General features: G+C 68.9%; 21 protein-coding genes and 1 pseudogene. 8 read left to right on the forward strand and 14 right to left on the reverse strand.

Annotation, left to right across the window (positions count from 1 at the left end):
* Positions 1-26 precede the first annotated feature (26 nt).
* The 8 genes from recG to ubiA all read left to right on the forward strand — a co-directional run bounded on the left by recG (position 27) and on the right by ubiA (position 9482).
* Positions 27-2750, forward strand: a complete 2724-nt coding sequence (recG, locus tag WT60_RS04280) for an ATP-dependent DNA helicase RecG (protein WP_060355470.1) — start codon at positions 27-29, stop codon at positions 2748-2750.
* Positions 2751-2874: 124 nt separating this feature from the next.
* Positions 2875-3834 carry a hydrogen peroxide-inducible genes activator gene (locus tag WT60_RS04285; RefSeq protein ID WP_038753288.1) on the forward strand — a complete coding sequence of 320 codons (960 nt, stop codon included), beginning with the start codon at positions 2875-2877 and terminating at the stop codon, positions 3832-3834.
* Between the two features lie 207 nt (positions 3835-4041).
* On the forward strand, positions 4042-4179 hold the full coding sequence (locus tag WT60_RS34300; RefSeq protein WP_186448563.1) for a hypothetical protein: 138 nt from the start codon (positions 4042-4044) through the stop codon (positions 4177-4179).
* Between the two features lie 157 nt (positions 4180-4336).
* The gene (katG, locus tag WT60_RS04295; RefSeq protein WP_060355471.1) at positions 4337-6523 is read left to right on the forward strand and encodes a catalase/peroxidase HPI; all 2187 of its coding nucleotides are present in this window, start codon (positions 4337-4339) and stop codon (positions 6521-6523) included.
* A 104-nt stretch (positions 6524-6627) separates the two neighbouring features.
* A complete protein-coding gene (locus WT60_RS04300) occupies positions 6628-6783 on the forward strand; it encodes a hypothetical protein (RefSeq protein WP_038753294.1) in 156 nt (51 codons plus the stop codon).
* Positions 6784-7045: 262 nt separating this feature from the next.
* The gene (dpsA, locus tag WT60_RS04310) at positions 7046-7534 is read left to right on the forward strand and encodes a non-specific DNA-binding protein DpsA (RefSeq protein ID WP_038753298.1); all 489 of its coding nucleotides are present in this window, start codon (positions 7046-7048) and stop codon (positions 7532-7534) included.
* A 293-nt stretch (positions 7535-7827) separates the two neighbouring features.
* Complete coding sequence (locus WT60_RS04315) at positions 7828-8289, forward strand: helix-turn-helix domain-containing protein (RefSeq protein ID WP_059671287.1); 462 nt, start codon at positions 7828-7830, stop codon at positions 8287-8289.
* Positions 8290-8618: 329 nt separating this feature from the next.
* Positions 8619-9482 carry a 4-hydroxybenzoate octaprenyltransferase gene (gene ubiA, locus WT60_RS04320; protein ID WP_038753301.1) on the forward strand — a complete coding sequence of 288 codons (864 nt, stop codon included), beginning with the start codon at positions 8619-8621 and terminating at the stop codon, positions 9480-9482.
* A 70-nt stretch (positions 9483-9552) separates the two neighbouring features.
* Here ubiA and WT60_RS34305 read toward each other — a convergent pair whose 3' ends face one another.
* The 14 genes and pseudogenes from WT60_RS34305 to WT60_RS04395 all read right to left on the reverse strand — a co-directional run bounded on the left by WT60_RS34305 (position 9553) and on the right by WT60_RS04395 (position 25345).
* Positions 9553-9843 (reverse strand): hypothetical protein, encoded by a 291-nt coding sequence (locus WT60_RS34305; protein ID WP_186448564.1) that lies wholly within the window; start codon positions 9841-9843, stop codon positions 9553-9555.
* A 137-nt stretch (positions 9844-9980) separates the two neighbouring features.
* Positions 9981-10961, reverse strand: a complete 981-nt coding sequence (locus WT60_RS04330; RefSeq protein WP_231752097.1) for an NAD(P)-dependent oxidoreductase — start codon at positions 10959-10961, stop codon at positions 9981-9983.
* A gap of 11 nt (positions 10962-10972) precedes the next feature.
* Positions 10973-11800 carry a DMT family transporter gene (locus WT60_RS04335; RefSeq protein ID WP_038753432.1) on the reverse strand — a complete coding sequence of 276 codons (828 nt, stop codon included), beginning with the start codon at positions 11798-11800 and terminating at the stop codon, positions 10973-10975.
* A gap of 123 nt (positions 11801-11923) precedes the next feature.
* Entirely contained in the window at positions 11924-12655 is a 732-nt protein-coding gene (locus WT60_RS04340; RefSeq protein WP_226377195.1) for a LuxR family transcriptional regulator, read from the reverse strand.
* Positions 12656-12726: 71 nt separating this feature from the next.
* Positions 12727-13911: a 2-aminoethylphosphonate aminotransferase gene (locus tag WT60_RS04345; protein ID WP_038753305.1), complete on the reverse strand. Its 1185-nt coding sequence runs from the start codon at positions 13909-13911 to the stop codon at positions 12727-12729.
* Positions 13908-14744 (reverse strand): phytanoyl-CoA dioxygenase family protein, encoded by an 837-nt coding sequence (locus WT60_RS04350; protein WP_059646105.1) that lies wholly within the window; start codon positions 14742-14744, stop codon positions 13908-13910. Before WT60_RS04350 ends, WT60_RS04345 begins: the two co-directional genes overlap by 4 nt.
* Before the next feature lie 65 nt (positions 14745-14809).
* On the reverse strand, positions 14810-16051 hold the full coding sequence (locus WT60_RS04355; RefSeq protein ID WP_059583411.1) for a pyridoxal phosphate-dependent aminotransferase: 1242 nt from the start codon (positions 16049-16051) through the stop codon (positions 14810-14812).
* Between the two features lie 417 nt (positions 16052-16468).
* Positions 16469-17293: pseudogene (gene aepX / locus WT60_RS04360) on the reverse strand (phosphoenolpyruvate mutase); the annotation flags it as partial.
* A gap of 978 nt (positions 17294-18271) precedes the next feature.
* The gene (gene proC / locus WT60_RS04370) at positions 18272-19084 is read right to left on the reverse strand and encodes a pyrroline-5-carboxylate reductase (protein ID WP_038753310.1); all 813 of its coding nucleotides are present in this window, start codon (positions 19082-19084) and stop codon (positions 18272-18274) included.
* A gap of 34 nt (positions 19085-19118) precedes the next feature.
* Positions 19119-19817, reverse strand: coding sequence for a YggS family pyridoxal phosphate-dependent enzyme (locus WT60_RS04375; RefSeq protein WP_038753311.1), 699 nt, complete (start codon positions 19815-19817; stop codon positions 19119-19121).
* 149 nt (positions 19818-19966) lie between these two features.
* Positions 19967-21193: a glycolate oxidase subunit GlcF gene (glcF, locus tag WT60_RS04380; protein WP_038753312.1), complete on the reverse strand. Its 1227-nt coding sequence runs from the start codon at positions 21191-21193 to the stop codon at positions 19967-19969.
* 6 nt (positions 21194-21199) lie between these two features.
* Complete coding sequence (gene glcE / locus WT60_RS04385) at positions 21200-22288, reverse strand: glycolate oxidase subunit GlcE (RefSeq protein ID WP_038753313.1); 1089 nt, start codon at positions 22286-22288, stop codon at positions 21200-21202.
* Between the two features lie 89 nt (positions 22289-22377).
* The gene (locus tag WT60_RS04390) at positions 22378-23871 is read right to left on the reverse strand and encodes an FAD-linked oxidase C-terminal domain-containing protein (protein WP_038753314.1); all 1494 of its coding nucleotides are present in this window, start codon (positions 23869-23871) and stop codon (positions 22378-22380) included.
* Between the two features lie 67 nt (positions 23872-23938).
* Positions 23939-25345, reverse strand: a complete 1407-nt coding sequence (locus WT60_RS04395) for an FAD-linked oxidase C-terminal domain-containing protein (RefSeq protein WP_038753315.1) — start codon at positions 25343-25345, stop codon at positions 23939-23941.
* Positions 25346-25387: the final 42 nt, after the last annotated feature.

Genomic DNA, 25387 nt, shown 5'->3' on the forward strand with positions numbered 1-25387 from the left:
TATTGTACTTGCTAGCCTTCTACCCGATGCCAGTGCCCGTTCGCCGTTCCGTAACCGATCCTGCCGAAGCCGATGCATTCGCCGACGACGCCGCGTCGCGCGCCGCCGCGCGCGCGCCCGGCGTGACGGGTGCGACGGATGCGACGGATGCGGCCCACGCGAAAGACGCGAAAGACGCGCCGAACGCGCCGAACGCCGGCGTGCCGCGTGCGGCGCAGCGCGCGGGGAAGGCGCGCGGGGGCCGCGACGAGCGGCGACCGGGCGATCGTGGCGCGCCGAGTGCGCCGAGTGCGCCGAGTGTGCCGAGCGCATCGGGCGCATCGGGCGCCGCACGAAACGCCGACGCGCCAAATCGGCCCGACGCCGCTGCGCCGGTGCAGGCGCCGCATGCGGCGGCTTGGGCCGAGTTCGGCGCCGACGCCGGCGCGCGATCGCGGCCGCGCGCGGGCGCGCCGCGAGGCCGCACGGCCGACGGCCGCATCGTGCCGGCCGCCTCCCCGGCATTCCTGGCCGCCCAAGCCTTGCCGGCCGACCGCGACGACCGCGACGACCGCGACGACCGCGACGACGCGCCGGCCGAAACGACGAAACCCGCGAAGCGCGCCGCAAAATCCGCCTCGAAATCCGCTTCCAAGCCCGCCTCGAAGCCGGCCGCCGACGCATCCGCCGCGAAGGCCGCGCCGAAGCTCGTCAAAACCGCCGACAAGCTCGCGAAGCTCGGCTTGAAGCGCGACATCGATCTCGTCCTGCATCTGCCGATGCGCTACGAGGACGAGACGACGCTCACGCCGATCGGCGAGCTGCTGCCGGGCGAAATCGCGCAGGCGGAAGGCGTGGTGTTCGACAACGAGATCGCGTACCGGCCGCGCCGCCAGTTGCTCGTGAAGCTGCGCGACGACGCGGGCGTCGAGCTCGTGCTGCGTTTCTTGAATTTCTACGGCTCGCAGGTCAAGCAGATGGCGGTCGGCCAGCGGCTGCGCGTGCGCGGCGACGTCCGCGGCGGCTTCTTCGGCCTGGAGATGGTGCATCCGACGGTGAAGCCCGTCGACGAGCACGCGCCGCTGCCGCAGGCGCTCACGCCCGTCTATCCGAGCACGGCGGGCGTGTCGCAGGCGTATCTGCGCAAGGCGATCGACAACGCGCTGACGCGCACGCCGCTGCCCGAGCTGCTGCCGGGCGAGATCGCGCGCGCGTACCTGAAGCCGCTCGACGTTCCGCCGCTCGCCGACGCGGTGCGCATCCTTCATCATCCGGGCGTCGGCGCGGACGAGACGGCGCTCATCGACGGCACGCACCCGGCGTGGACCCGCATCAAGTTCGACGAGCTGCTCGCGCAGCAGCTATCGCTCAAGCGCGCGCACGAGGAGCGCCGCACGCGCGCCGCGCCCGCGATGCCGCGCCGCGCGCGCGGCGACGGCGCGTCGCTGTCCGCGCGCCTGTACGCGGCGCTGCCGTTCACGCTGACGGGCGCGCAGGAGCGCGTCGTCGCCGAGATCGCGCACGACCTCACGCAGCCGCACCCGATGCAGCGGCTGCTGCAGGGCGACGTCGGCAGCGGCAAGACCGTCGTCGCGGCGCTCGCCGCCGCGCAGGCGATCGACGCCGGCTACCAGGCCGCGCTGATGGCGCCGACCGAAATCCTCGCCGAGCAGCACGCGCGCAAGCTGCGCGGCTGGCTCGAGCCGCTCGGCGTGTCGGTCGCATGGCTCGCCGGCAGCCTGAAGGCGAAGGACAAGCGCGCGGCGCTCGAGGCGGCCGCGCTCGGCACCGCGCAGCTCGTGATCGGCACGCACGCGATGATTCAGGACACGGTCGAATTCGCGCGGCTCGGGCTCGTGATCGTCGACGAGCAGCACCGCTTCGGCGTCGAGCAGCGGCTCGCGCTGCGCGCGAAGGCGGCGAACGCGGCCGACGGCGCGGCGGGCTTCCAGCCGCATCAGCTGATGATGTCGGCGACGCCGATTCCGCGCACGCTCGCGATGACGTACTACGCGGATCTCGACGTGTCGACGATCGACGAGCTGCCGCCCGGCCGCACGCCGATCCTGACCCGGCTCGTGGCGGACGCGCGCCGCGACGAGGTGATCGGCCGCGTGCGCGAGGCGGCGCTCGCGGGCCGCCAGGTGTACTGGGTGTGCCCGCTCATCGAGGAGAGCGAGACGCTGCAGCTGCAGACGGCCGTCGAGACGTTCGAGACGCTCGCCGCCGCGCTGCCGGAGCTGAAGGTGGGGCTCGTGCACGGCCGGCTCGCGCCGGCGGAGAAGGCCGCGGTGATGGACGCGTTCTCGCGCAACGACGTGCAGCTGCTCGTCGCGACGACGGTGATCGAAGTCGGCGTCGACGTGCCGAATGCGTCGCTGATGGTGATCGAGCACGCCGAGCGCTTCGGGCTCGCGCAACTGCACCAGCTGCGCGGGCGGGTGGGGCGCGGCACCGCCGCGTCGGTGTGCGTGCTGATGTACAGCGGGCCGCTGTCGATCGCGGGCCGCGCGCGCCTGAAGACGATGCGCGAGACGACCGACGGCTTCGAGATCGCGCGCCGCGATCTGGAGATTCGCGGCCCCGGCGAGTTCCTCGGCGCGCGCCAGTCGGGCGCGGCGATGCTGCGCTTCGCGGATCTGGAAAACGACGGCTGGCTGATCGAGCCGGCGCGCGACGCGGCCGCGCGCCTCATCGCCGGCCATCCGGACGTCGTCGAGCAGCATCTGGCGCGTTGGCTCGGCGCGCGCGAGCAATACCTGAAGGCGTGAGCGCGCGGCTCGGGCGGCTGCCGCCACGCGGCGCGGAGCGGCATGTTTTCGACGAAGGTTGGCGAATCGGCTCAACCGGTGTATAAATTTAATCTATCGTCATGAAATGATTGATTAACCCGCAATGACGCTTACCGAACTGAAGTACATCGTCGCGGTCGCGCGCGAACGCCATTTCGGCCGGGCCGCCGAAGCCTGTTTCGTCAGCCAGCCGACGCTCTCGGTGGCGATCAAGAAGCTGGAAGACGAGCTGAACGTGCAGATCTTCGAGCGCGGCGCGAGCGAAGTGAGCGTGACGCCGATCGGCGACCAGATCGTCACGCAGGCGCAGCGCGTGCTCGAGCAAACGTTCGCGATCAAGGAGATCGCGAAGCAGGGCAAGGACCCGCTCATCGGGCCGTTCCGGCTCGGCGTGATCTATACGATCGGGCCCTATCTGCTGCCCACGCTCGTCAAGCAGATGATCCGCCGCGTGCCGCAGATGCCGCTGATGCTGCAGGAGAACTACACGCTGAAGCTGCTCGAGCTGCTGAAGCAGGGCGAGATCGACGCGGCGATCATGGCGCTGCCGTTTCCCGAAACCGGCCTGATGGTGCGGCCGCTGTACGACGAGCCGTTCGTCGTCGCGCTGCCCGCCGGGCATCCGTGGGAGAAGCGCCGCAAGATCGACGCGGCCGATCTGAAGCAGGAGACGATGCTGCTGCTCGGCAACGGCCATTGCTTCCGCGACCACGTGCTCGGCGTGTGCCCGGAGCTGATGCATTTCTCGCAGACCGCGGACGGCATCCAGAAGACGTTCGAGGGCTCGTCGCTCGAGACGATCCGCCACATGGTCGCGAGCGGCGTCGGGATCACGGTGCTGCCGCGGATGTCGGTCTCCGAAGTGGGGCCGCATGCGAACGGCCCGGACGCGGATCTGCTGTCGTACGTGCCGTTCGAGGAGCCGGTGCCGGACCGGCGCGTCGTGCTCGTCTGGCGCAAGAGCTTCACGCGGATGCCGGCGATCGACGCGATCAGCGAGGCGATCACCGCGTGCGAGCTGCCCGGCGTGTCGAAGCTCGACATTCCGGCGACGGTGAACTGAGCCCCGAGCCGAATCGAGCGGAGCGCGGCGTGTGCGACACGCGCCGTGTCGCCGCGCCTGAACGGAGCCTCGCGGCTCCGTTTATTTTTGCCTATCGCATAAATAAAATTTATTAAATTCAAAATTGCGATAGCTATATGTAAAATTTTTTGTATGGATCGGCGCGGCGTCGCCGGACGGTCAGCGCAAGCGTCAAAGGAGGATGTCATGATGCACTCGGCGAAGCAGCACCCGCGGCGGAACATTGCGCCGCGCATGACGGTCGTCAATCGTGCCAGGGCTGCCATCCGGAGCCTGCGTCCGATTGCGTTCGCCTACCTCGCGGACCGCGCGTACGGCAGCTGACCGCCGCCGCGCGCCGGCCCGCATGTCCGAACCATTCGCCGCGCCGTACGCAGGATGGATCAACCTGTTTCTTGCCCCGCAATGACGCTCCACGAACGGCGTCCGGCTTCGATGCCGGGCCGCACGGGTGGGCGTAGACGAACCAAGGAGAAATCGCATGTCGAATGAAGCGAAGTGCCCGTTCCATCACGCCGCAGGCGGCGGGACGTCGAACCGGGACTGGTGGCCCAATCAGCTCGACCTGAGCATCCTGCATCAGCACTCGTCGCTGTCCGATCCGATGGACAAGGATTTCGACTACGCGCAAGCGTTCGAGAAGCTGGACCTCGCTGCGGTGAAGCGCGATCTCCACGCGTTGATGACCACGTCGCAGGACTGGTGGCCGGCCGATTTCGGCCACTACGGCGGCCTGTTCATCCGCATGGCGTGGCACAGCGCGGGCACCTACCGCACGGCCGACGGCCGCGGCGGCGCGGGCGAAGGCCAGCAGCGCTTCGCGCCGCTCAACAGCTGGCCCGACAACGCGAATCTCGACAAGGCGCGCCGGCTGCTGTGGCCGATCAAGCAGAAGTACGGGCGCAGCATCTCGTGGGCCGACCTGCTGATTCTGACCGGCAACGTCGCGCTCGAATCGATGGGCTTCAAGACCTTCGGCTTCGCGGGCGGCCGCGCGGACACGTGGGAGCCCGAGGACGTCTACTGGGGCTCGGAGAAGATCTGGCTGGAACTGAGCGGCGGCCCGAACAGCCGCTACTCGGGCGACCGCAACCTCGAAAACCCGCTCGCCGCCGTGCAGATGGGCCTCATCTACGTGAACCCGGAAGGCCCGGACGGCAACCCCGACCCGCTCGCCGCCGCGCGCGACATTCGCGAGACGTTCGCGCGGATGGCGATGAACGACGAAGAGACGGTCGCGCTGATCGCGGGCGGCCACACGTTCGGCAAGACGCACGGCGCGGGCCCCGCGTCGAACGTCGGCGCCGAGCCGGAAGCCGCGGGCATCGAGGAGCAGGGCCTCGGCTGGAAGAGCGCGTACGGCACGGGTAAGGGCCGCGACGCGATCACGAGCGGCCTGGAAGTCACGTGGACGACCACGCCGACGCAGTGGAGCAACAACTTCTTCGAGAACCTGTTCGGCTATGAATGGGAACTGACGAAGAGCCCGGCGGGCGCGCACCAGTGGGTCGCGAAAGACGCCGACGCGGTGATTCCCGATGCGTACGATCCGTCGAAGAAGCACCGGCCGACGATGCTGACGACCGACCTGTCGCTGCGCTTCGATCCCGCGTACGAAAAGATCTCGCGCCGCTTCCACGAGAACCCGGACCAGTTCGCCGACGCGTTCGCGCGCGCGTGGTTCAAGCTCACGCACCGCGACATGGGCCCGCGCGCGCGCTATCTCGGCCCGGAAGTGCCGGCCGAGGAACTGCTGTGGCAGGACCCGATTCCGGCCGTCGACCACCCGCTGATCGATGATGCCGACATCGCCGCGCTGAAGGCCAAGGTGCTCGCGTCGGGGCTGTCCGTGTCGCAGCTCGTGTCGACCGCGTGGGCGTCGGCGTCGACGTTCCGCGGCTCGGACAAGCGCGGCGGCGCGAACGGCGCGCGCATCCGCCTCGCGCCGCAGAAGGGCTGGGAAGCGAACCAGCCCGAGCAGCTCGCGAAGGTGCTCGCGACGCTCGAGGGCATCCAGCAGGCGTTCAACGCCGCGCAGCCGGGCGGCAAGAAGGTGTCGCTCGCCGATCTGATCGTGCTCGCCGGCTGCGCGGGCGTCGAGCAGGCCGCGAAGAACGCGGGCCACGCGGTGACGGCGCCGTTCGCGCCGGGCCGCATGGATGCGTCGCAGGAGCAGACCGACGTCGAAGCGATGGCCGTGCTCGAGCCGGTCGCGGACGGTTTCCGCAACTACCTGAAGGGCAAGTACACGGTGCCGGCGGAGGTGTTGCTCGTCGACAAGGCGCAACTGCTCACGCTGAGCGCGCCGCAGATGGCGGTGCTGCTGGGCGGGCTGCGCGTGCTCGGCGCGAACGTCGGGGGGAGCAAGCACGGCGTGTTCACCGCGCGTACCGAGGCGCTCACCAACGACTTCTTCGTGAACCTGCTCGACATGGGCACCGAGTGGAAGCCCGCGTCGGCCGCGAACGACGTGTTCGAAGGGCGCGACCGCGCGACGGGCGAAGTCAGGTGGACGGGCACGCGCGTCGACCTCGTGTTCGGCTCGAACTCGCAGCTGCGCGCGCTGGCCGAGGTCTACGGCAGCGCGGACGCCGAGGAGAAGTTCGTGCGCGATTTCGTGGCGGTCTGGAACAAGGTGATGAATCTCGACCGCTTCGACCTCGCGTGATCGCGGCGATGTGCCGCTGACGCGGCGACGCAACGGGAGACGGCCGGGCGCATGACCGGCCGTTTCTCCGCGGGCCGCCGATTTCGTTTCAGGGAGGGACGATCATGACGCAAATGATTCTCGACAGGCACGTGGCGCCGGCGAGGCGCGCGAGCGCCGTCGCGCTGCGGCGGCTCGTCGGCTTCGCGATCGCGGGCAGCGGCGCGGCCGTGCTGATCGCTCAGGCCGCGCGTCATCTCGCGGCGGCCGCGGGCGGTTGAGCGCGCATCCGTTTCGCGCAAATTGCGCGATCGCGAACTAGGCTAAACTGGCGCGGCCCGAACGCGCGCGGCGCGCACACGTGCAGCATGCCGCCGGCACGCTCGTCGCACATGCACGTCGCGCACATGCACGTCGCATACGCGCATGCCTGATACGCGCATGTCGCATACGCGCACGTCGCATACGCGCACGTCGCGTTCGGCATGCGGATCTTTCGATGCATTTTCGCCGGTTCGAACCATCGGACAAGGAGTCTCGAGGATGGCCAAGAAAAGCAACGCAACCCAGATCAACATCGGCATCAGCGACAAGGATCGCAAGAAAATCGCGGAAGGGCTGTCCCGCCTGCTCGCCGATACGTACACGCTCTACCTGAAGACGCACAACTTCCACTGGAACGTGACGGGCCCGATGTTCAACACGCTGCACCTGATGTTCGAGGAGCAGTACAACGAGCTGTGGCTTGCCGTCGATCTCGTCGCGGAGCGCATCCGCACGCTCGGCGTCGTCGCGCCGGGCACGTATCGCGAATTCGCGAAACTGACGTCGATTCCGGAAGCGGACGGCGTGCCGGCCGCCGAGGACATGATCCGCCAGCTCGTCGAAGGGCACGAGGCCGTCGTGCGCACCGCGCGCGCGATCTTCCCGGACGCCGACGCGGCCAGCGACGAGCCGACCGCCGATCTGCTGACGCAGCGCCTGCAGACGCATGAGAAGACCGCGTGGATGTTGCGCTCGCTGCTTGCGTGAGCGAGCGGCGCGCGGCGGTGCCGCCGCCGCTTCGAGCGCCGTGGCGCGGGTCTTTTTCCTGAGTCGGTCGATTTGACGCAAGCCTCCCGCGGCCTGGCCGCGAGAGGCTTTTTCACATGTGGCGCGCCGGGCGATTCCGCGACGCCCGCGCGCGTACGCGGCCCGGTCTGGGCCGGCGCTCGCGCGGCGATTGGCGAGCCGCGCGGACGGTTTTAGAATGCAACTTATTGTCCGCGGCACGCACGGTTTGCCGCCGCGCGTCGCGACGCATTTTTTTTCGATTCCCGCAAGCCATGGCCCGACGTAGAGACATGAGCGCCGATGCCTGCCCCGTCGCGCGCGCGGTGGACGCGGTCGGCGATCGCTGGTCGCTCCTCATCGTGCGCGACGCGTTCGACGGGGTGCGCCGCTTCACCGAGTTCCAGCGCAGTCTCGGCATCGCGCGCAACATGCTCGCCGACCGGCTGAAGACGCTCGTCGATTCGGGCGTGCTCGCGGCGGCGCCCGCGTCCGACGGCTCCGCGCACCACGAGTACGTGCTGACCGACAAGGGGCGCGCGCTCTTTCCGGTCGTCGTCGCGCTGCGGCAGTGGGGCGAGGCGCGGCTGTTCGCGGCGGACGAGCCGCGTTCGCGTCTCGTCGAGCGGCGCAGCGGCCGGCCCGTCGCCGCGATGGCGCCGCGCACGCACGGCGGGCGCGTGCTGCGGCCGGAAGACGCGTTCGTCGACAAGCTCGGCACGGACGACGAGCGTTAGTCGACGAACGCCAGCGGTCGCGCGGAGAGGCGCAGCGCCGTGCGGCGCGCGAGCGAGTTCGGCGCGTGCGCGCTCGCTCGGCGCGCGGTCGTCGCGCCGATCACCACGCAGCTTGCCGCGCCGACGAAGCACGACATCGATGCGCCCGCGCGTTTGCCGCCTTTCCGTCTCGAGCGAAGCCGCCGAGCCGCGCGCAGGTGCGAGCGCGAGCACGAGCGGAAGGAACGATAAAAAAGGGCAATAGCGCAGCTCCCGCGTTTTTGCCGCAAATCCCGCACGGTTCTACAATGCCGGGGTTACGTTCCCGGGCTCGCCGCCCGTTTGCCCCGATGCTCGCCCGTTTTCCTCTCTATTTGCGGCTGATCCGGATGGACAAGCCGATCGGCAGCCTGCTGCTGCTCTGGCCGACGCTCAACGCGCTGTGGATCGCGTCCGACGGCCGCCCGGCGCCGTCGCTCGTCTTCATCTTCGTGCTCGGCACGCTGCTGATGCGCTCGGCCGGCTGCGCGATCAACGATTACGCGGACCGCGATTTCGATCGCCACGTGAAGCGCACCGCCGACCGGCCGCTCACGTCGGGCAAGATCCGCGCATGGGAGGCGGTCGCGATCGCGGTTGGCCTCGCGCTCGTGTCGTTCCTGCTGATCCTGCCGCTCAATGCGCTGACGAAGGAGTTGTCGGTCGTCGCGGTGGTCGTCGCGGCGACCTATCCGTTCATGAAGCGTTTCTTCGCGATTCCGCAGGCGTACCTCGGCATCGCGTTCGGCTTCGGGATTCCGATGGCGTTCGCGGCCGTGCAGGACACGGTGCCGGCGATCGCATGGGCGATGCTGGCGGCCAACGTGCTCTGGTCGGTCGCGTATGACACCGCGTACGCGATGGTCGATCGCGACGACGACTTGAAGATCGGCATGCGTACGTCGGCGATCACGTTCGGCCGCCATGACGTGCTCGCGATCATGCTCTGCTACGCGGGGATGCTCGGCATCTACGCGTGGCTCGGCGCGACGCTGCGCTTCGGCTGGCCGTACTGGGCGGGCTGGGCCGCGGCGGCCGGCTGCTCGATCTATCACTACACGCTGATCAAGGACCGCGAGCGGATGGCGTGCTTCGCGGCGTTCCGGCACAACAACTGGCTGGGCGGCGTGCTGTTCGCGGGGATCGCCGCGCATTACGCGCTCGCTGCGCTGTAGGCGTCGCGACGGCGGCGGCTTGGCCGTCGTCCGGCGGAGAAGGGAGAGCGGCCGTCGGGCCGCTTTCTTTTTATGTGCCGAAACCGTGCGCGAAGGCCGCCCTTGCGCGCGAGCTGCGTGAGCGCTTGCGCGCAAGGGCGCACGCGTTGCGTTCGCGAGCGCGATCACGCGGCCATGCCGCCGCGTGCGGGTACAGGCTGGAGCCGGAGTCGAAGCCGGAGCCGGAGCCGGAGCCGGAGTCGAAGCCGGAGTCGAAGCCGATGTCGAAGTCGATGTCGATGTCGATGTCGAAACCGGAGCTGAAGTCGAAGCCCTTTGCGACGCCCGAATCCCACTTCGTGTCTATGTCTTCGTGCTTCATGAGACGCGCTTGCCGACGTTCGCGCGGCATTGACGATCGGTGATCGCATCGCATCGCATCGCATCGCGCCGCGTCGCATCCTCCGCATCCCCCGCATCCTCCGCGCGGATTCGTCGGCGTGCGGCACGACACCCGTTTCAATTCGGCGAACGTTCCGCGCCCGGCCGGACCGGATAGGGCACCGGCATTCCGGCCACATGCGATCGAACGTTCTCGAGCGCCATTCTGGCTACCGCCTGCTGCGCTTCCAGCGTTTCCGCGGCGACGTGCGGCGTCAGGATGACGTTCGGCAGGCGGCGCAACGCTTCGCCGACGTTCGGTTCGTCGGCGAACACGTCGAGTCCGGCCCAGCCGAGTCGCCGTTCGGCCAGCGCGCCGGCCAGCGCGGCTTCGTCGACGAGCGAGCCGCGCGCGATGTTGACGAGGGCGCCGGCCGGCCCGATCGCGCCGATGACGTCGCGGCCGACGAGGCCGCGGTTATGCTCGTCGGCGCGGCACGCGACGACGAGATGATCGGCCCAATGCGCGAGGTCGAGCGCGGTGGAAAAGAACGTGAGGCCCGATTCGGGCTTCGCCCGCAGTGCGGTGTACCCGACTTGCGCCTCCATCGCGACGAGCCGCGCCGCGATCCGCCGCCCGATCGCGCCGAGCCCGACGATTCCCACGCGCGCGCCGGCAATGCCGCGTCCGCGCGGGAAGGGAATCGGGCGCGCGACGCGCCAGTTTCCGTCGGCGACGAAGCGATGCAGCGCCGGAAGCTGCCGCACGCACGCCGACAGCAGGCAGATCGCGAATTCCGCGACGGCCGACGCGTTCGCGTCGGGGCAGTGCGCGACGACGATCCCGCGATCGCGCGCGGCGGGGAGATCGACGCCTTCGAACCCCGAGCCGCAGCAGCAGATCATCGACAGGTTCGGCAGCCGCGCCATCGCGTCCCGGCTCGCGCCGATCCGGCCGACCGTCAGCAGCACGTTTGCCTGCTCGGCGCCGCGCAGGTCCGCGCGCGGCGCCGACAGATCGACCGGGCCCGCGACCGGAAACTCGCGTCGAACGGCGTCGAGGGTGACGTCGGGCGTGCAGACGGTGGCGAGGATGCCGGGGGGCGGAGCGGCTTTCATCGTTCGGGGCCTCATGCGCCGATGCAGACCGCACCGGCCGCGATCACGACGCATGAAACGAAGCGCTTCGCCGTGACCTGCTCGTTCAGGAAGATCCGGCCGATCAGCACGGCGAACACGACGCTCGTTTCCCGGATCGCGGATACGGCGCCCATCGCGCCGAATTGCATCGCCCAGACGACGATGCCGTACGCGACGATCGACACGATGCCGCCGACGACCGACGAGCCGATGTCGATTCGCGGCGCGCTCAGCGCGCGCGGGCCGCGGGCCGCCACGAACACGGCGGGCATCAGTGCGTAGAACACGAAGGTCCACGCGACGTACGAGACCGAATTGCCGGACAGGCGCACGCCGATGCCGTCGATGACGGTGTACAGCGCGATCGTGACGCCCGTCATGAGCGCTGCCGCCGCGTTCGCATACGACACCTTGCTGCGCTGCCACGCGAGACTGACGATGCCGGCCGAAACGAGCGCGATGCCGATCAGGTGGAGCGCGCCGAGGCGCTCGCCCGCGAAGAGCGCCGCGCCGAGCGTGACGAGAAGCGGAGACGAGCCGCGGGCGATCGGATAAGCCTCGCCGAGATCGCCGCGCCGGTACGCGTAGACGAGGCTCAGGTTGTAGCCGATGTGCACGATGCCCGAAGCGACGACGTACGGCCAGGACGGCGCGGCGGGAGCGGGCAGGAACGCGACGAAGGCGATCGCGACGGCGGCGATGCCGATGCTCATCCACGTCATCGACAGGAAGCGGTCTCGATTGCCGTGCAGAATCGCATTCCATGACGCGTGCAGCAATGCTGCGAGCAACACCAGGCCACCGACATAACTGATCATTTCGCCGATCCGAAATTGGGACAACGACAGGGATCGCTTCACTCTAATTGATGATTGTCCGGCCAGTCAAACGGCCCGTCGATATAGCGCTTTCGGCCAATTTCGCGGACCGGCGGACCGCATTTACACCATGCCGGAAGCCATCGCTTTCAGCACGGCGAGATGCCTCGATTGAACGTCGAATTTCGCCATCAATTTTTTCACGTGATAAAGCACGCCGTTTTCCGATATGCCGAGGATCATCGCGATTTCCCAGCTCGATTTTCCGGCGGCGATCCATTTCAGGCATTCGAGCTCGCGATGCGTCAGCGGCGCGCTCGGCTCGTGGTCCGGCCGGTTCGAGACGCGCTCGATGCCTTCGCGCACGAATGCGGCGGCGAGCGCGCCTTGAGCGAGAACCGTCGGCGCGTATTTCGCGGACAGGCTCTTCGATCGGGCGGCCGCGCGCGACGCGAGACTCAATACGCTCACGTCGCCGTGCGCCGAATGAACCGGAAAGCTCACGCCCGCGACGAGCCCGTGTTGGCGCGCATCGACCATGAATTCCCGCTGCTCGCGCGAATCGCAGATGCCGTCGTGCCACTGCAGCGGAATCACGCGGCGTACGCAATGCAGCACGATCGGGTCGATCCGGATATAGCCGGCGGATTTGTATTTTTCTCGCCACGCGGCGGGAAAATCCGAAATCGTCCTGACCGGGTTTTCCTCTTTTCCGATGTCGGTAAGCGCGCCGTAAAAGAAATAGTCGAATCCGAGTTTCACCGTGATTCTGGAGAGGATGTCGTGGATATCGCGCTCCGTTCGCGCGGACGACGTTTGTTCGAGAATATCCAGCGTCAATATCGCGTGTCTCATGATGGTTCACCGGAAACGGATGGCCGATAGCGAATGACCGATAACGAACGGCGGACGGCGGACGGCCGATTTCAGGCGGGGGGCGGCGTTCGCGCGCCCGCGCGCCGCGCGCGGCGTGGCTGTGCCGCGCTCGGCGCGAACGGCGCGATGAACTCGGACATGCGCAGAACGAGTTCGTCGATGTCGGCATCGTCGAGTTCTCCGATCACGCCGACCCGGAACGAATCCGGATTCGAGTGCTTGGTCGGATAGATTTCGAGCCCGCGCTCGAACAGGTATTGCTCGAGCGCGGCGATGCGGCCGCGAACGTGCGGCGGCGTCGCGAACGTGGTGATGATCGGCGCGCGGTGCGCGGCGTCGATGACGGGCACGACGCCGACGCGCGCGAGCCCGTCGACGAGCCGCTGCGCGCGCCGCCGATACGACGCGAGGCGCGCGGGCTGCCCGCCTGCCGCATCGTATTCGTCGATCGCCCGATCGAGCGCGAGCATGATCTGGACGGGCGGCGTGAAGCGCCACTGAGCGTTCGATTCGAGCGCGCGATGTTGCGCGAGCAGATCGAGACTCAGCGTGCGCGGGCGGGGGCGGCGCGCGAGCGCGGGCTCGTCGGCGATCACGAAGCCGAGGCCGGGCAGCCCGTGAAGACACTTGTTCGACGACAGCGCGAGCGCCGCGAGCGTGCGTCCGGCGAAATCGAGCGGATAGGCGCCGAACGTGCTGATCGCATCGAGCAGCACGCGGCGGCCATGCCGCGCGGCGAGCGCGACGAGGCCCGCGACGTCGTTGAGCACGCCGAGCGCCGTCTCGAAGTGAACGGCCGCGACGTGCGTGACGTGCGGACTCGCGTCGAGCGCGCGCTCGACGCGCGACAGATCGAAGCGCGCGGCGTGGTCGCACGCGAGCACGTCGTGCCGGATGCCGTGTATCCGGCATATCTGCGTCATCCGCTCACTGTAGGCGCCGTTCTCGACGATCAGCACGTGATCGTCGTCGGCGAGCAGGCTGCACAGCATCGCTTCGACGGCGAACGTTCCGCTGCCCTGGAGCGGCACCGCGCTGTAGCCGCCGCCGCACCCGGCGATGCGCGCGATCTTCGCGCGCAGGCGTGCCGTGAGCGCCGCCGCGGGCGGGCTGCGCGAGCCGAGATCGATCGCGGCCGCGGCGCGCACCGCATCCGACGTCGTGAGCGGGCCCGGCGTGAAGAGGCGGTGCCGGGCCGCGTGCGCGCGCGGCGGCCCGCCGGCGGCATCGTTCATTTCGGCGCCTCCCGGATCGCGCTGTGTTGCGTCGGCGTGGCCACGTGGAAGATCGGGTTGTCCGGGCTGCTGCGTTTCTCGCGGTAGTACAGCTCGTACAGGTCGCCTTCGCTCGCGGGATTGAACGTGAAGAACAGCATGCGGCGCATCGAATCCGACCGGTTCGCGTCGGAGCGGTGCGGCACGTACGAATCGAACAGGATCACGTCGCCCGGCTGCGCTTCGACGAGCGTCCACGTCATCCGGGCGGCGAGCTCGTCGACGATGTCGCCGTTGCGCGCTCCGCCGTCGTAGCTCGGCAGCTCGGCGAGCATGCCGCGCGGCGTGTGCGCCGACGGCGCGCCGGCCCGTGCGCCGCCGCGCGCGTCGGCCATCTCGAGGCCGCCGTTCGCCGCGACCGCGGGATCGAGCGCGAGCGCGGCCGTGACCTGATAGCGGGTCGGGAAATGGCGATAGGCGGTGATGTCCTGATGCGCGGTGAACGCGCCGCCGCCCGGCAGTTTCAGGTTGCACTTGTCCTTGAACAGCGACACGGGCTCGCCGAGCACGCGTTCGATCAGTTGCGCGAGGCGCGGAACGAGCGACTGCCTCACGTAGGCGGATGCCCCGGCCAGGTATTCGAAGCGGCACAGCGTGTGCGGATCGGCGCGTTCGGCGACCGCGATGACGGCGCCGGCTTCGGCGGGCGCGCCTGGATTCTCGATGAGGCGGCGCGCGGCCTGCGACGCCAGTCGATCGTATTCCGCTTCGACGCGCGACAGATCGATCCGCGTGGCGCGATGCGGCAGGCGGACGTAGCCGCGCTCGTGAAAGGAATCGCGCAGTGTAGTCATCGAAGTGGCCTTTGGAGTCGAGATCTCGATCGAAAAGCGGCGGCCGGCTCAGCCGCGCGTCGTCTTCAAGCCGTGTGCCGCATCCGTTCGAGCGCCTGCTCGAATGCCTGTTGCTGGGTGCATAGAACGAGGCGCACGTGGTTGTCGCCGAGCTTGCCGTAGGCCGAGCCGGGCACGACCGCCACCTTGCGCGCCTCGAGGAGGAAGCGCGCGACTTCGTCGCCGATCGGCACGCCGCTGCGGCGGAAGGCGGCCGGGAGTCGCTCGTAGTAGCCGCTCACGTCCGGGAACAAGAACATCGCGCCGAGCGGGCGGCGCGTCCATCGATAGCCGGCGTCGGACGACAGGCGCTCGAGCGCCGCGACGTTGCGCGCGCGCAGATCGGCGACAGTTTGCGCGAGCCAGCCGTCGCGCTTCGGGTCGCCGATGACGCGCGTCGCGATGCGCTCGTACTGGATGTTGACGCCGAGGTACAGGTAGTCGTGCGCTTTCGCCGCCTGATCGATGACGTGAGCCGGCGCGACCATCCAGCCGATCCGCAGCCCGGGCAGGCCGAATTTCTTCGAGAAGCTGTTGATGAGGATCGCGTTGCGCGCGAGCGGCTCGAACGTGCTCGCCGGCGCGTGCGGCCGCTCGAAATGCATCACGTCGTAGACCTCGTCGTGAATGACCCAGGTGCCGTGCTTGTCGGCCACTTCGGCGATGCGTCGCCAGTCCTCGCCGCTCGCCACGTAGCCCGTCGGGTTCTCGGGCGAGTTCACGATGAACGCCTTCGCGCCGGCGAACAGCGCATCGTCCGCGAGGCTGTTCGCGTATTCGTGCTGCGCGGGCTCCCGGCGCAGGCGGCGCGGCACACGATCGAGCGTCGCGACGGCGCGTGCGTACAGCTGATACGAGGGATCGCTGACGATCACCGGATCGCCGGGCGCCGACGTCACGAGCAGCGCGAGCGCAATCGCCTCGACGCCGCCGTGCGTCGCCATGATCTCGCGCTCCGGATCGAGCAGCAGTCCGTAGCGGTCGCGATACCAGCCGGCGATCGCCTCGCGCAGCGCGAGGCTGCCGCGCGGATTCTCGTAGCGCTTCGACGCGTCGAGGAACGCGTTGAGCGACAGGTCCTCGCGGGCGATGTCGTCGAGCAGATGCGCGGGCGGACCGAACACGGGCTCGCCGAAGCTCAGGTTCGCGATCTGCGGATCGGCCTTCGCGCGCAGCGAAATGGCCTTCGACGCATAGACGTCCATGTCGACGAGGACGGGATTCAGCGCCGTCGGAAAGACATCGGAAGAAATTCGCTTGGTTTGCATGGTGCGCTCACGTTCGTGGTGATGGGACGAGGGCCGGTGCCGCCGGGAGGCGCGGCGCCGGCCGATGGTTCGCAACGCGGGACGGCGGCGCGGCTGCCTGGCGCTGGCCGTATGCCCCGCCAACGCCGGATGGATGCCCGCCAGGCAGACCGGCGCGCCCGCCCGGCGCAACGGGTGCCCGGGCGCCCGGGCCGATTCGGCGGCGAGCGGGCCGCCAGGCCGCATCGCTTCGCGCGTCGCCGATGCGCTCGACGCCGCGGCGAACGCGTCGCATTGCCCGCCATGTCGCATCGCGCGCGGGCTTGGGCTACGCCGCATCGGGCTCCGTTGCTTGCCGCTTCGGCGAAATCGCACGAATCACGCGAATCACGCGGCGAGATACTTGTGCTCGGCGGCCTGCACTTCGAATTCGCCGGTGAGCTCGAAGATGTCGTTCAGCGTCGCGATTTCGTGCTCGATCCCGGCCACGGTCTGGCTCTCGTAGATCGCGCGCGTCACCCGTCGCATGTTGGTCACGGACGCGCGCAGGCTGTGATTGGCCCAGATCACGGCCGATACGCGCGCGTCGCGGAACGCGGACGTCGGCGTCTTGTAGTACTTCGTCGGCACGATGACGATCGGGGCGCGCTGCGACCATTGGGTGCAGAAGTCGAGAATCTCTTGCCCGTCGGCCTTCTTCGAATGGATCAGCACCGCGTCGGCGCCCGCGTCGCAATATGCGTCGGCGCGCCGCAGCGCCTCTTCCATCGGGCAGCCGCTGACGAGCGCCTCGATTCGCGCCACGACGCAGAAATCCGGATCGGTCTGACTGTCCTTCGCCGCGCGCAGCTTGCCGCAGAATTCCGCGATGTCCGCGAGGTCCTGGCCCGAGCCGAGGAACGAATTCATCTTCGGGAAGAGCTTGTCTTCGAGGCAAACGCCGGCGATGCCGAGCTGCGAGAGCTTCTTGACGAGCCGTCGCACGTTGTTGAAGTTGCCGAAGCCGGTGTCGCCGTCGAGCAGGATCGGCACGGACGTGTGGTCGGCCATGAATTCGACGACGTCGACGACCTGGGTCCACGACGCTTCGTTGCGGTCGGTCAGCCCGAGCGATGCGGAGATCGACAGGCCCGAGCCCCAGATCGCCTTGAAGCCGACTTCCTCGGCGATTTTCGCGCTCAGCGCGTTGTGCGCCTCCATGAAGAACTCCAGCTCTTTTCCGAAAATCAGTTCCTTCAGGACGCGTGCTTTTGTCTTTGTCATGGATTCACCTTTCCTAGCGTTTGCCGAGCAACGGATGCCGATCAACAGCAATAGGTCGACACGCCGTGGGGAGGGCCGGATGCAATGAGCCGATTCGAAATTATCGAATGCCATTGTCCATTTTGGATTTCATTAGACATCGTTTTGTCACAATTAAAAACTACAAGAAGATGTAGGTGGAAGGCGCGGAAATGTAATGTGTACAGGCACGATGGGCGGTGCGAAGTAGAAATTTCCGGTTTTGAACGAAATCGACGAATGTCTCGATCGGTGAAATATCGGGGTTTTGGCGTTTGACCCCGATCTTGGCGATTTTTATTTTTCGTCCGGAAATTTAATCGATTGTCATTCGATCGGGAGTCGACGATTCATGTGGCGGAATATGTCGATAAAGCAAAAAAATTTATTAAAAATAGACGGTGTGATGCATTTTAATTGGGCCGCAAATATCAATTGCCTCGGTGGCGGCGCTTTGGAGCGTGAACCGAAAGCGTGCGCGGGGCGTCGGAATCGGATGCCCGCGATGGCATCGCGGACATCGCCGGAACGTGCGCGCGGCGAGGGCGAGCTCGGTGCGGTCGCGTCGCGATCGTTCGGCATTCCGGGTGCGTTGCTGCGATGCGTCGCGAGCGGCCGCTGCCGCGGGCGGTGCGGCTGCGCGGGCCGCGCGCGTCACGTGGCGCGCGGCCCGCGCCGTGAGATCGATCGCGGGCCGATGCCGAGCGCCCGATCGATGCGGTGACCGATGTGCGGCGGCGCAACGAACAAGTTGCTGCCGGCACGAGGGCGAAAGGCGGAAGGTTGCGGCATACGAGGAACCGCGCGTCGGCTGCTCGTCGCGCGCGAGTATGCCGGCGGGCACACGTTCGAACAGTGAGACCGACCCTTCAAGCGTCGACCTTTCGAAATGGGGCGCAGGCGCCGCCCGACGGCCGAACCGGGGCGCGGCGGATCGCGCCCCGGTTCGGCGAGCACGGGTTACGCCGCGCCGAGCTCGTCGCCCATTTCCTTCGCGCGCGCCTGCGCGGCGAGCACGCCGCGCACGATCGCATCCTTCACGCCCTGCGCGTCGAACGACGCGAGCGCGGCCGCCGTCGTGCCGCCCTTCGACGTCACGCGCTCGCGCAGCACGCTCGCGGGCTCGCCCGACTGCGCCGCGAGTTGCGCGGCGCCCGCGAACGTCGCGACCGCGAGCGCGCGGCCCTGTGCGTCGTTCATGCCGAGCTGGCGCGCCGCTTCCTGCAGCGCCTCGATGAAATAGAACACGTACGCGGGGCCGCTGCCGGAGATCGCGGTCACGGCGTCGAGCTGCGATTCTTCGTCGAACCAGACGGTCTCGCCGACCGCGCCGAGCACCTTCGACGCGAGGTCGCGGCCCGCCGCGTCGACGTCCGGCAGTGCGGACAACCCGGTCACGCCGAGACCGACGAGCGCCGGCGTGTTCGGCATCGTGCGCACGACGCGCGGATAGCCGCCGAGCCAGCGCGACAAGTCCGCGCCGCGAATGCCGGCCGCGATGCTGACGACGAGCTGCGTCGACAGATGCGGCGCGAGCGCGGCGGCGACGTCCTTCAGCACTTGCGGTTTCACCGCGAGCACGATCGCGTCGTAGCCGGCGAGCGCGGCGTCGATCGCGGCCGCCGTGCGCACGCCGAATTGCGCTTGCGCGCGCTGGCGCGCGTCTTCGTTGACGTCGACGGCGAGCAGGCCGCTTGCCGCGACACCGCGCTTGACGAGTCCGCCGATCAACGCGGCGGCCATGTTGCCGCCGCCGATGAATGCGATTTTCATGATGAATGAGGCCGTTGAGAAAGAAGTGACGGGTTCAGTGAGCGTAATCGCGCGCGCCGAAGATCGCGGTGCCGATCCGCACGATCGTCGCGCCTTCGGCGACCGCGGCTTCGAGATCGTCCGACATGCCCATCGACAGCGTGTCGAGCGCGAGGCCCTCGGCGCGCAACTGGTCAAAGAGCGCGCGCAGCGCGCGGTGCGGCGCGCGCTTCGCTTCGTCGTCGTGCGCGGGCTCGGGGATCGCCATCAGCCCGCGCAGCCGCAACGCGGGCAGCGCGGCGATCGCGCGTGCGAGCCCGGCGGCGTCGGCGGGCGCGACGCCGCTCTTCGATGCCTCGCCGCTGATGTTCACCTGCACGCAGACGTTCAGGGGCGGCAGATGCGCGGGCCGCTGCTCGGACAGGCGCTGCGCGATCTTCAGCCGGTCGATCGCGTGCACCCAGTCGAAGCGCTCGGCGACGGGGCGCGTCTTGTTCGATTGCAGCGGGCCGATGAAATGCCATTCGAGCTCGGCGCGCAGATCGGCGAGCGAATCGATCTTGTCGATCGACTCCTGCACGTAGTTCTCGCCGAACGCGCGCTGGCCGGCCGCGTGCGCGGCGCGCACCGCGTCGGCCGGAAACGTCTTCGACACCGCGAGCAGCGTGACCGCGCGCGGCTCGCGTCCGGCCGCGCGGGCGGCGTCTTCGATGCGGCGGTGAACGGAGGCGAGGCGGGCGGCGAGATCGGACATGGCAGGGCGAACGAAACTTGAGGCGCGCGTCGGGCGGCGTGCCGCTGCGCGCGGAGGATGCGGGAATTATACGGACAACCGGCGGACAACCGGCGGACAACCGGTGCGCAGCCGGCGCGCGCGAAGCGGCGTGCGCGCGCCGCGCGGCGTCAGCCGTAAAGCAGGTTCTCGACGAGCTGCACCCAGTGCACGACGGGCACCTGCGTGCCGCTTTGCAGATGCGCGATGCAGCCGATGTTCGCCGACACGATCATCTGCGGCTCGGTCGCCTGCAGCTTCGCGAGCTTCTGCTTGCGCAGCTTGTACGCGAGCGACGGCTGCGTGAGCGAGTAGGTGCCCGCCGAGCCGCAGCACAGATGGCTGTCGGCGGGCAGGCGCACCTCGATGCCGAGCGCCTCCAGCAGCCGCTCGACCTTGCCGCGCAACTGCTGGCCGTGCTGCAGCGTGCACGGCGGATGGTAGGCGACCGTGTGGATTCCGCGCCGGCGCGTGAGCGCGATCAGCTCGGCCTCGAAGCCGCCGAGCAGCTCGGACAGGTCCTTCGTCAGCCCGACGATGCGGCGCGCCTTGTCCGCGTACGCCGCATCGCCGCGCAGCAGGTGCGCGTATTCGAGCACCGTCGCGCCGCAGCCGGACGCGTTCATCACGATCGCCTCGACGCCGCGCTCGACGTGCGGCCACCACGCGTCGATGTTGCGGCGCGCGTCGTCGAGCGCCTCGTCGTGATAGCCGAGGTGCAGCCGGATCGCGCCGCAGCAGCCGGCCTCCGGCGCGACCACGGTTTCGATGCCGAGCGCGTCGAGCACGCGCGCGGTCGCGATGTTGATGTTGGGCATCATCGACGGCTGCACGCAGCCCGCGAGCATCAGCACGCGGCGCTCGCGCGGCGCGCTCGGCCACGCGAGCAGGCGCGCGCGCGGCGGCACCTTGTCGCGCAGCCGCTTCGGCAACAGCGGCCGCACGTGCTGGCCGAGCCGCATGACGGGCGCGAACACGGCGGCGTTCGGCACGAAGCTCGCGAGCAGCCGGCGCACGATGCGCTGCGACAGCGGCCGCGGCACCTTCGCCTCGACGACCTTGCGGCCGATGTCGACGAGCCGGCCGTACTCGACGCCCGACGGGCAGGTCGTCTCGCAACTGCGGCAGGTGAGGCAGCGGTCCAGATGCTGCTGCGTGCTGCGGGTGACTTCCGCGCCTTCGAGCATCTGCTTGATCAGATAGATGCGCCCGCGCGGGCCGTCGAGCTCGTCGCCGAGCAGCTGATAGGTCGGGCAGGTCGCGGTGCAGAAGCCGCAGTGCACGCACTTGCGCAGGATCGCGTCGGCATCTTCGCCGTCGGGCGTATGGCGGATGAAATCGGCGAGGTTCGTCTGCATCGGGCTTTAGAGATCGGGGTAGAGCCGGCCGCGGTTGAAGATGCGCGCCGGATCGAACGCAGTCTTCAGCCCGCGGTGAATTTTCATCAGCGGCGCGGGCAGCGGCGTGAACACGCCCGCGCTTTTGTCGTAGCTTTCGCTCGCGCGAAAGAGCGTCGCGTGGCCGCCTGCCTGCTTCGCGCTCATCCGCACCGTCTGCGCATCGGCATCGGTGATCCACCAGCGCTGCGCGCCGCCCCATTCCATCATCTGCGTGCCCGGCAGATGCATCGGCTCGGTGATCGACGGCAGCGACAGGCGCCACAGCGCGTGCCCCGGCGCGAGCGACGAGAAGAACGGATCGTTCTGCTCGCGCACGCCTTCCCAGAAGCGCTCGGCCTCGACAGCGTCGACGGCCTCGCCGCCGAGCGCGTTCTTCGCGCTCTTCACGGCCGCTTCCGCGCCGGACAGCCGCAGCACGAGCGTGCCGTAGCGCCACGCGCTCGCCGACAGCGGGAACGGGCGGCCCGCCCATTCGTTGAGCTTGCGCACCGCGTCGGTCGCGCTCATGTCGAACTTCAGCGTGACTTCGGCGGCGGGAATCGGCAGCACCTTGATCGACAGATCGAGCATCAGGCCGAGCGTGCCGAGCGAGCCCGCCATCAGCCGCGATACGTCGTAGCCCGCGACGTTCTTCACGACCTGCCCGCCGAAGCGCAGCATGTCGCCGCGCCCGTTCAGGATCGTCACGCCGAGCACGAAATCGCGCGGCGCGCCCGTCGTCGCGCGGCGCGGGCCGGCGAGGCCCGCCGCGACCGCGCCGCCGATCGTCGCGCCGCGCCCGAAGTGCGGCGGCTCGAACGGCAGCATCTGGCCGCGCTCGGCGAGCGTCGCTTCGAGCTCGGCGAGCGACGTGCCCGCGCGCGCGGTGACGACGAGCTCGGCCGGGTCGTACGACACGAGGCCGTGATGCGCGCGCGCGTCGAGGATTTCTCCGTCGAGCGCCTGGCCGTACCAGTCCTTCGTGCCGCCGCCGCGTATGCGCAGCGCGCGGCCGCTCGCCGCGGCTTCGCGGATGCGCGCGGCCCACCCCGCGACGATGTCGTCCTCTTCCATGGCGTTGTGTTTCGTTGTTCGTTTCGGTCGATTTTACCGGGGCTGCGCGATCGTACAGTCGGGCGAACCCCTTAGGCCGCGCGGCGGCCTCAGAAGCGCGGCAGGTCCGGATGCGGCAGCAGCCCGCCGCGCACGTGCATGCGCCCGTATTCGGCGCAGCGCGCGCGGGTCGGAATTCCCTTGTCCGGATTCAGCAGCTCGGGCGGATCGAACGCGCGCTTGACGGCGAAGAACGCGTCGCATTCCTCGCGCGAGAATTGCACGCACATCGAATTCAGCTTCTCGACGCCGACGCCGTGCTCGCCCGTCACCGTGCCGCCGAATTCGACGCACGTCTCGAGGATGTCCGCGCCGAATTCCTCCGCGCGGTGCAGCTCGTCGGGATCGTTCGCGTTGAACAGGATGAGCGGGTGCATGTTGCCGTCGCCCGCGTGAAACACGTTGATGCAGCGCAGCCCGTATTTCGTCTCCATCTGCTCGATGCGCGCGAGAAGCGGCCCGATCGCGCGGCGCGGCACCGTGCCGTCCATGCAGTAATAGTCGGGCGAAATGCGGCCCGCGGCCGGGAACGCGTTCTTGCGGCCCGACCAGAAGCGCAGCCGCTCGGCCTCGCTGCGCGACACCTGGATGCGCGTCGCGCCGTGCTCGCGCAGCACCGCGGTCATCCGCACGATTTCCTCGGCGACTTCCTCCGGCGTGCCGTCCGATTCGCACAGCAGGATCGCGGCCGCGTCGAGGTCGTAGCCCGCGTGCGTGAACGTCTCGACCGCCTGCGTCGCCGGCTTGTCCATCATCTCGAGGCCGGCCGGGATGATGCCCGACGCGATGATCGCGGCGACCGCCTCGCCGCCCTTGACGACGTCGTCGAAGCTCGCCATCACGAGCTGCGCGGCCTGCGGCTTCGGAATCAGCCGCACCGTCACTTCGGTGACGACGATGAACATGCCTTCGCTGCCGATCGTGACGGCGAGCAGGTCGAGGCCCGGCGTGTCGAGCGCGAGCGAGCCGAATTCGACGATCTCGCCGTCGCTCGTCACGCCGCGCACGCGCAGCACGTTGTGGCACGTGAGCCCGTACTTCAGGCAATGCACGCCGCCCGAGTTCTCGGCCACGTTGCCGCCGATCGTGCAGGCGATCTGCGACGACGGATCGGGCGCGTAGTAGAGCCCATACGGCGCGGCGGCTTCGGAAATCGCGAGATTGCGCACGCCCGGCTGGACCGTCGCCGTGCGCGCGTACGAATCGACTTCGACGATCCGCGTGAAGCGCGCGAGCGACAGCACGACGCCGTGCCCGATCGGCAGCGCGCCGCCCGACAGGCTCGTGCCCGCGCCGCGCGGCACGATCGGCACGTCCATCCGCCGGCAGATCTGCACGATCCGCTGCACCTGCGATTCGGTCTCCGGCAGCGCGACCGCGAGCGGCAGCCTGCGATACGCGGAGAGCGCGTCGCATTCGTACGCGGCCGTGTCCTCGTCGCGATACAGCAGGCAGTGGGTCGGCAGCACGGCCATCAGCGCCTGCACGATTTCGCGCTGGCGCTGCGCGCGCAGATCGGCCGACAGTTCGGCGGGGGCGTTCATGTCTCCTCCTGTTGCGCGACGCACGGCGCGACGTCGTTCGGTCGTCCCGGCGCCGGCGTCGTCGTTTTCATGCGTCGATCGTGAAGATCTTGCCGGGATTCATCAGATTGTCCGGATCGAGCGCGCGCTTGATCGCGCGCATCGCGTCGACCGCGTTCTCGCCGTGCTCGGCCGCGAGAAAGCGCATCTTGTGCAGCCCCACGCCGTGCTCGCCCGTGCAGGTGCCGCCCATGCGCAGCGCGCGCTCGACGATCCGGTCGTTGAGCGCCTCCGCTTCGGCGAGCTCTTCGGGCTTCGCCGGATCGACGAGGATCGCGACGTGGAAGTTGCCGTCGCCGACGTGGCCGACGATCGGGCACGGCAGCGACGACGCGTTCAGATCGACCTCGGTTTCCTCGACGCACGCGGCGAGCTGCGAGATCGGCACGCAGACGTCGGTCGTCACCGCGCGGCAGCCGGGCTTCAGCTGCAGCATCGAGAAATACGCGTGATGGCGCGCGGACCAGAGGCGCGTGCGATCCTCGGGGCGCGTCGCCCATTCGAAGCCCTGGCCGCCGTTTTGCGCGGCGAGTTCCTCGACCTGCCGCGCCTGCTCGCGCACGCCCGATTCGGTGCCGTGGAATTCGAAGAAGAGCGTCGGCGCCTCGACGAGCCCGAGATGCGCGTTGCGATTGATCGCGCGCACGGCGAGCGCGTCGACGAATTCGACGCGCGCGATCGGCACGCCGATCTGGATCGTCTCGATCACCGCGCGCGCGGCGGCGCTCATCGATCCGAACGCGCACACGGCGGCCGACACCGCCTCGGGCTGCGGATGCAATCGCAGCGTGATCTCGGTGATCACGCCGAGCGTGCCTTCCGAGCCGACGAAAAGCCGCGTGAGATCGTAGCCCGCCGACGACTTGCGCGCGCGCGTGCCCGTCTTCACGACGCGGCCGTCCGCGAGCACGGCCGTGAGGCCGAGCACGTTCTCGCGCATCGTGCCGTAGCGCACCGCATTCGTGCCCGACGCGCGCGTCGCGGTCATTCCGCCGATGCTCGCGTCCGCGCCCGGGTCGATCGGGAAGAAGAGGCCGGTGTCGCGCAGCGCGTCGTTGAGCGCGCGGCGCGTGACGCCGGGCTCGACCGTCGCGGTGAGGTCGTCGGCGTCGATCGACAGCACGCGGTTCATCTCCGACAGATCGAGCGACACGCCGCCCCGCACGGCGAGCAGATGGCCTTCGAGCGACGAGCCGACGCCGTACGGAATGAGCGGCACGGCGTGCCGCGCGCAGAGGCCGACGACGTCGCGCACGTCGTCGGCCGTTTGCGCGAACACGACGGCGTCCGGCAGTTGCGGATCGAACGGCGACTCGTCGCGGCCGTGATGGGCGCGCACGGCTTCCGCAGTCGACATGCGTGCGCCGAACCGGGCGGCGAGCGCGTCGACGAAGGCGGCAGGCAGCGGGCGATGCGGCGGGGCGGGGTGGTTCACGCGAGTCTCCTGGGGGCGGATCTTTATGGCGGGCGCCGCGGC

The sequence above is a fragment of the Burkholderia sp. MSMB617WGS genome, from assembly GCF_001532025.2.
Classification (GTDB): domain Bacteria; phylum Pseudomonadota; class Gammaproteobacteria; order Burkholderiales; family Burkholderiaceae; genus Burkholderia; species Burkholderia savannae.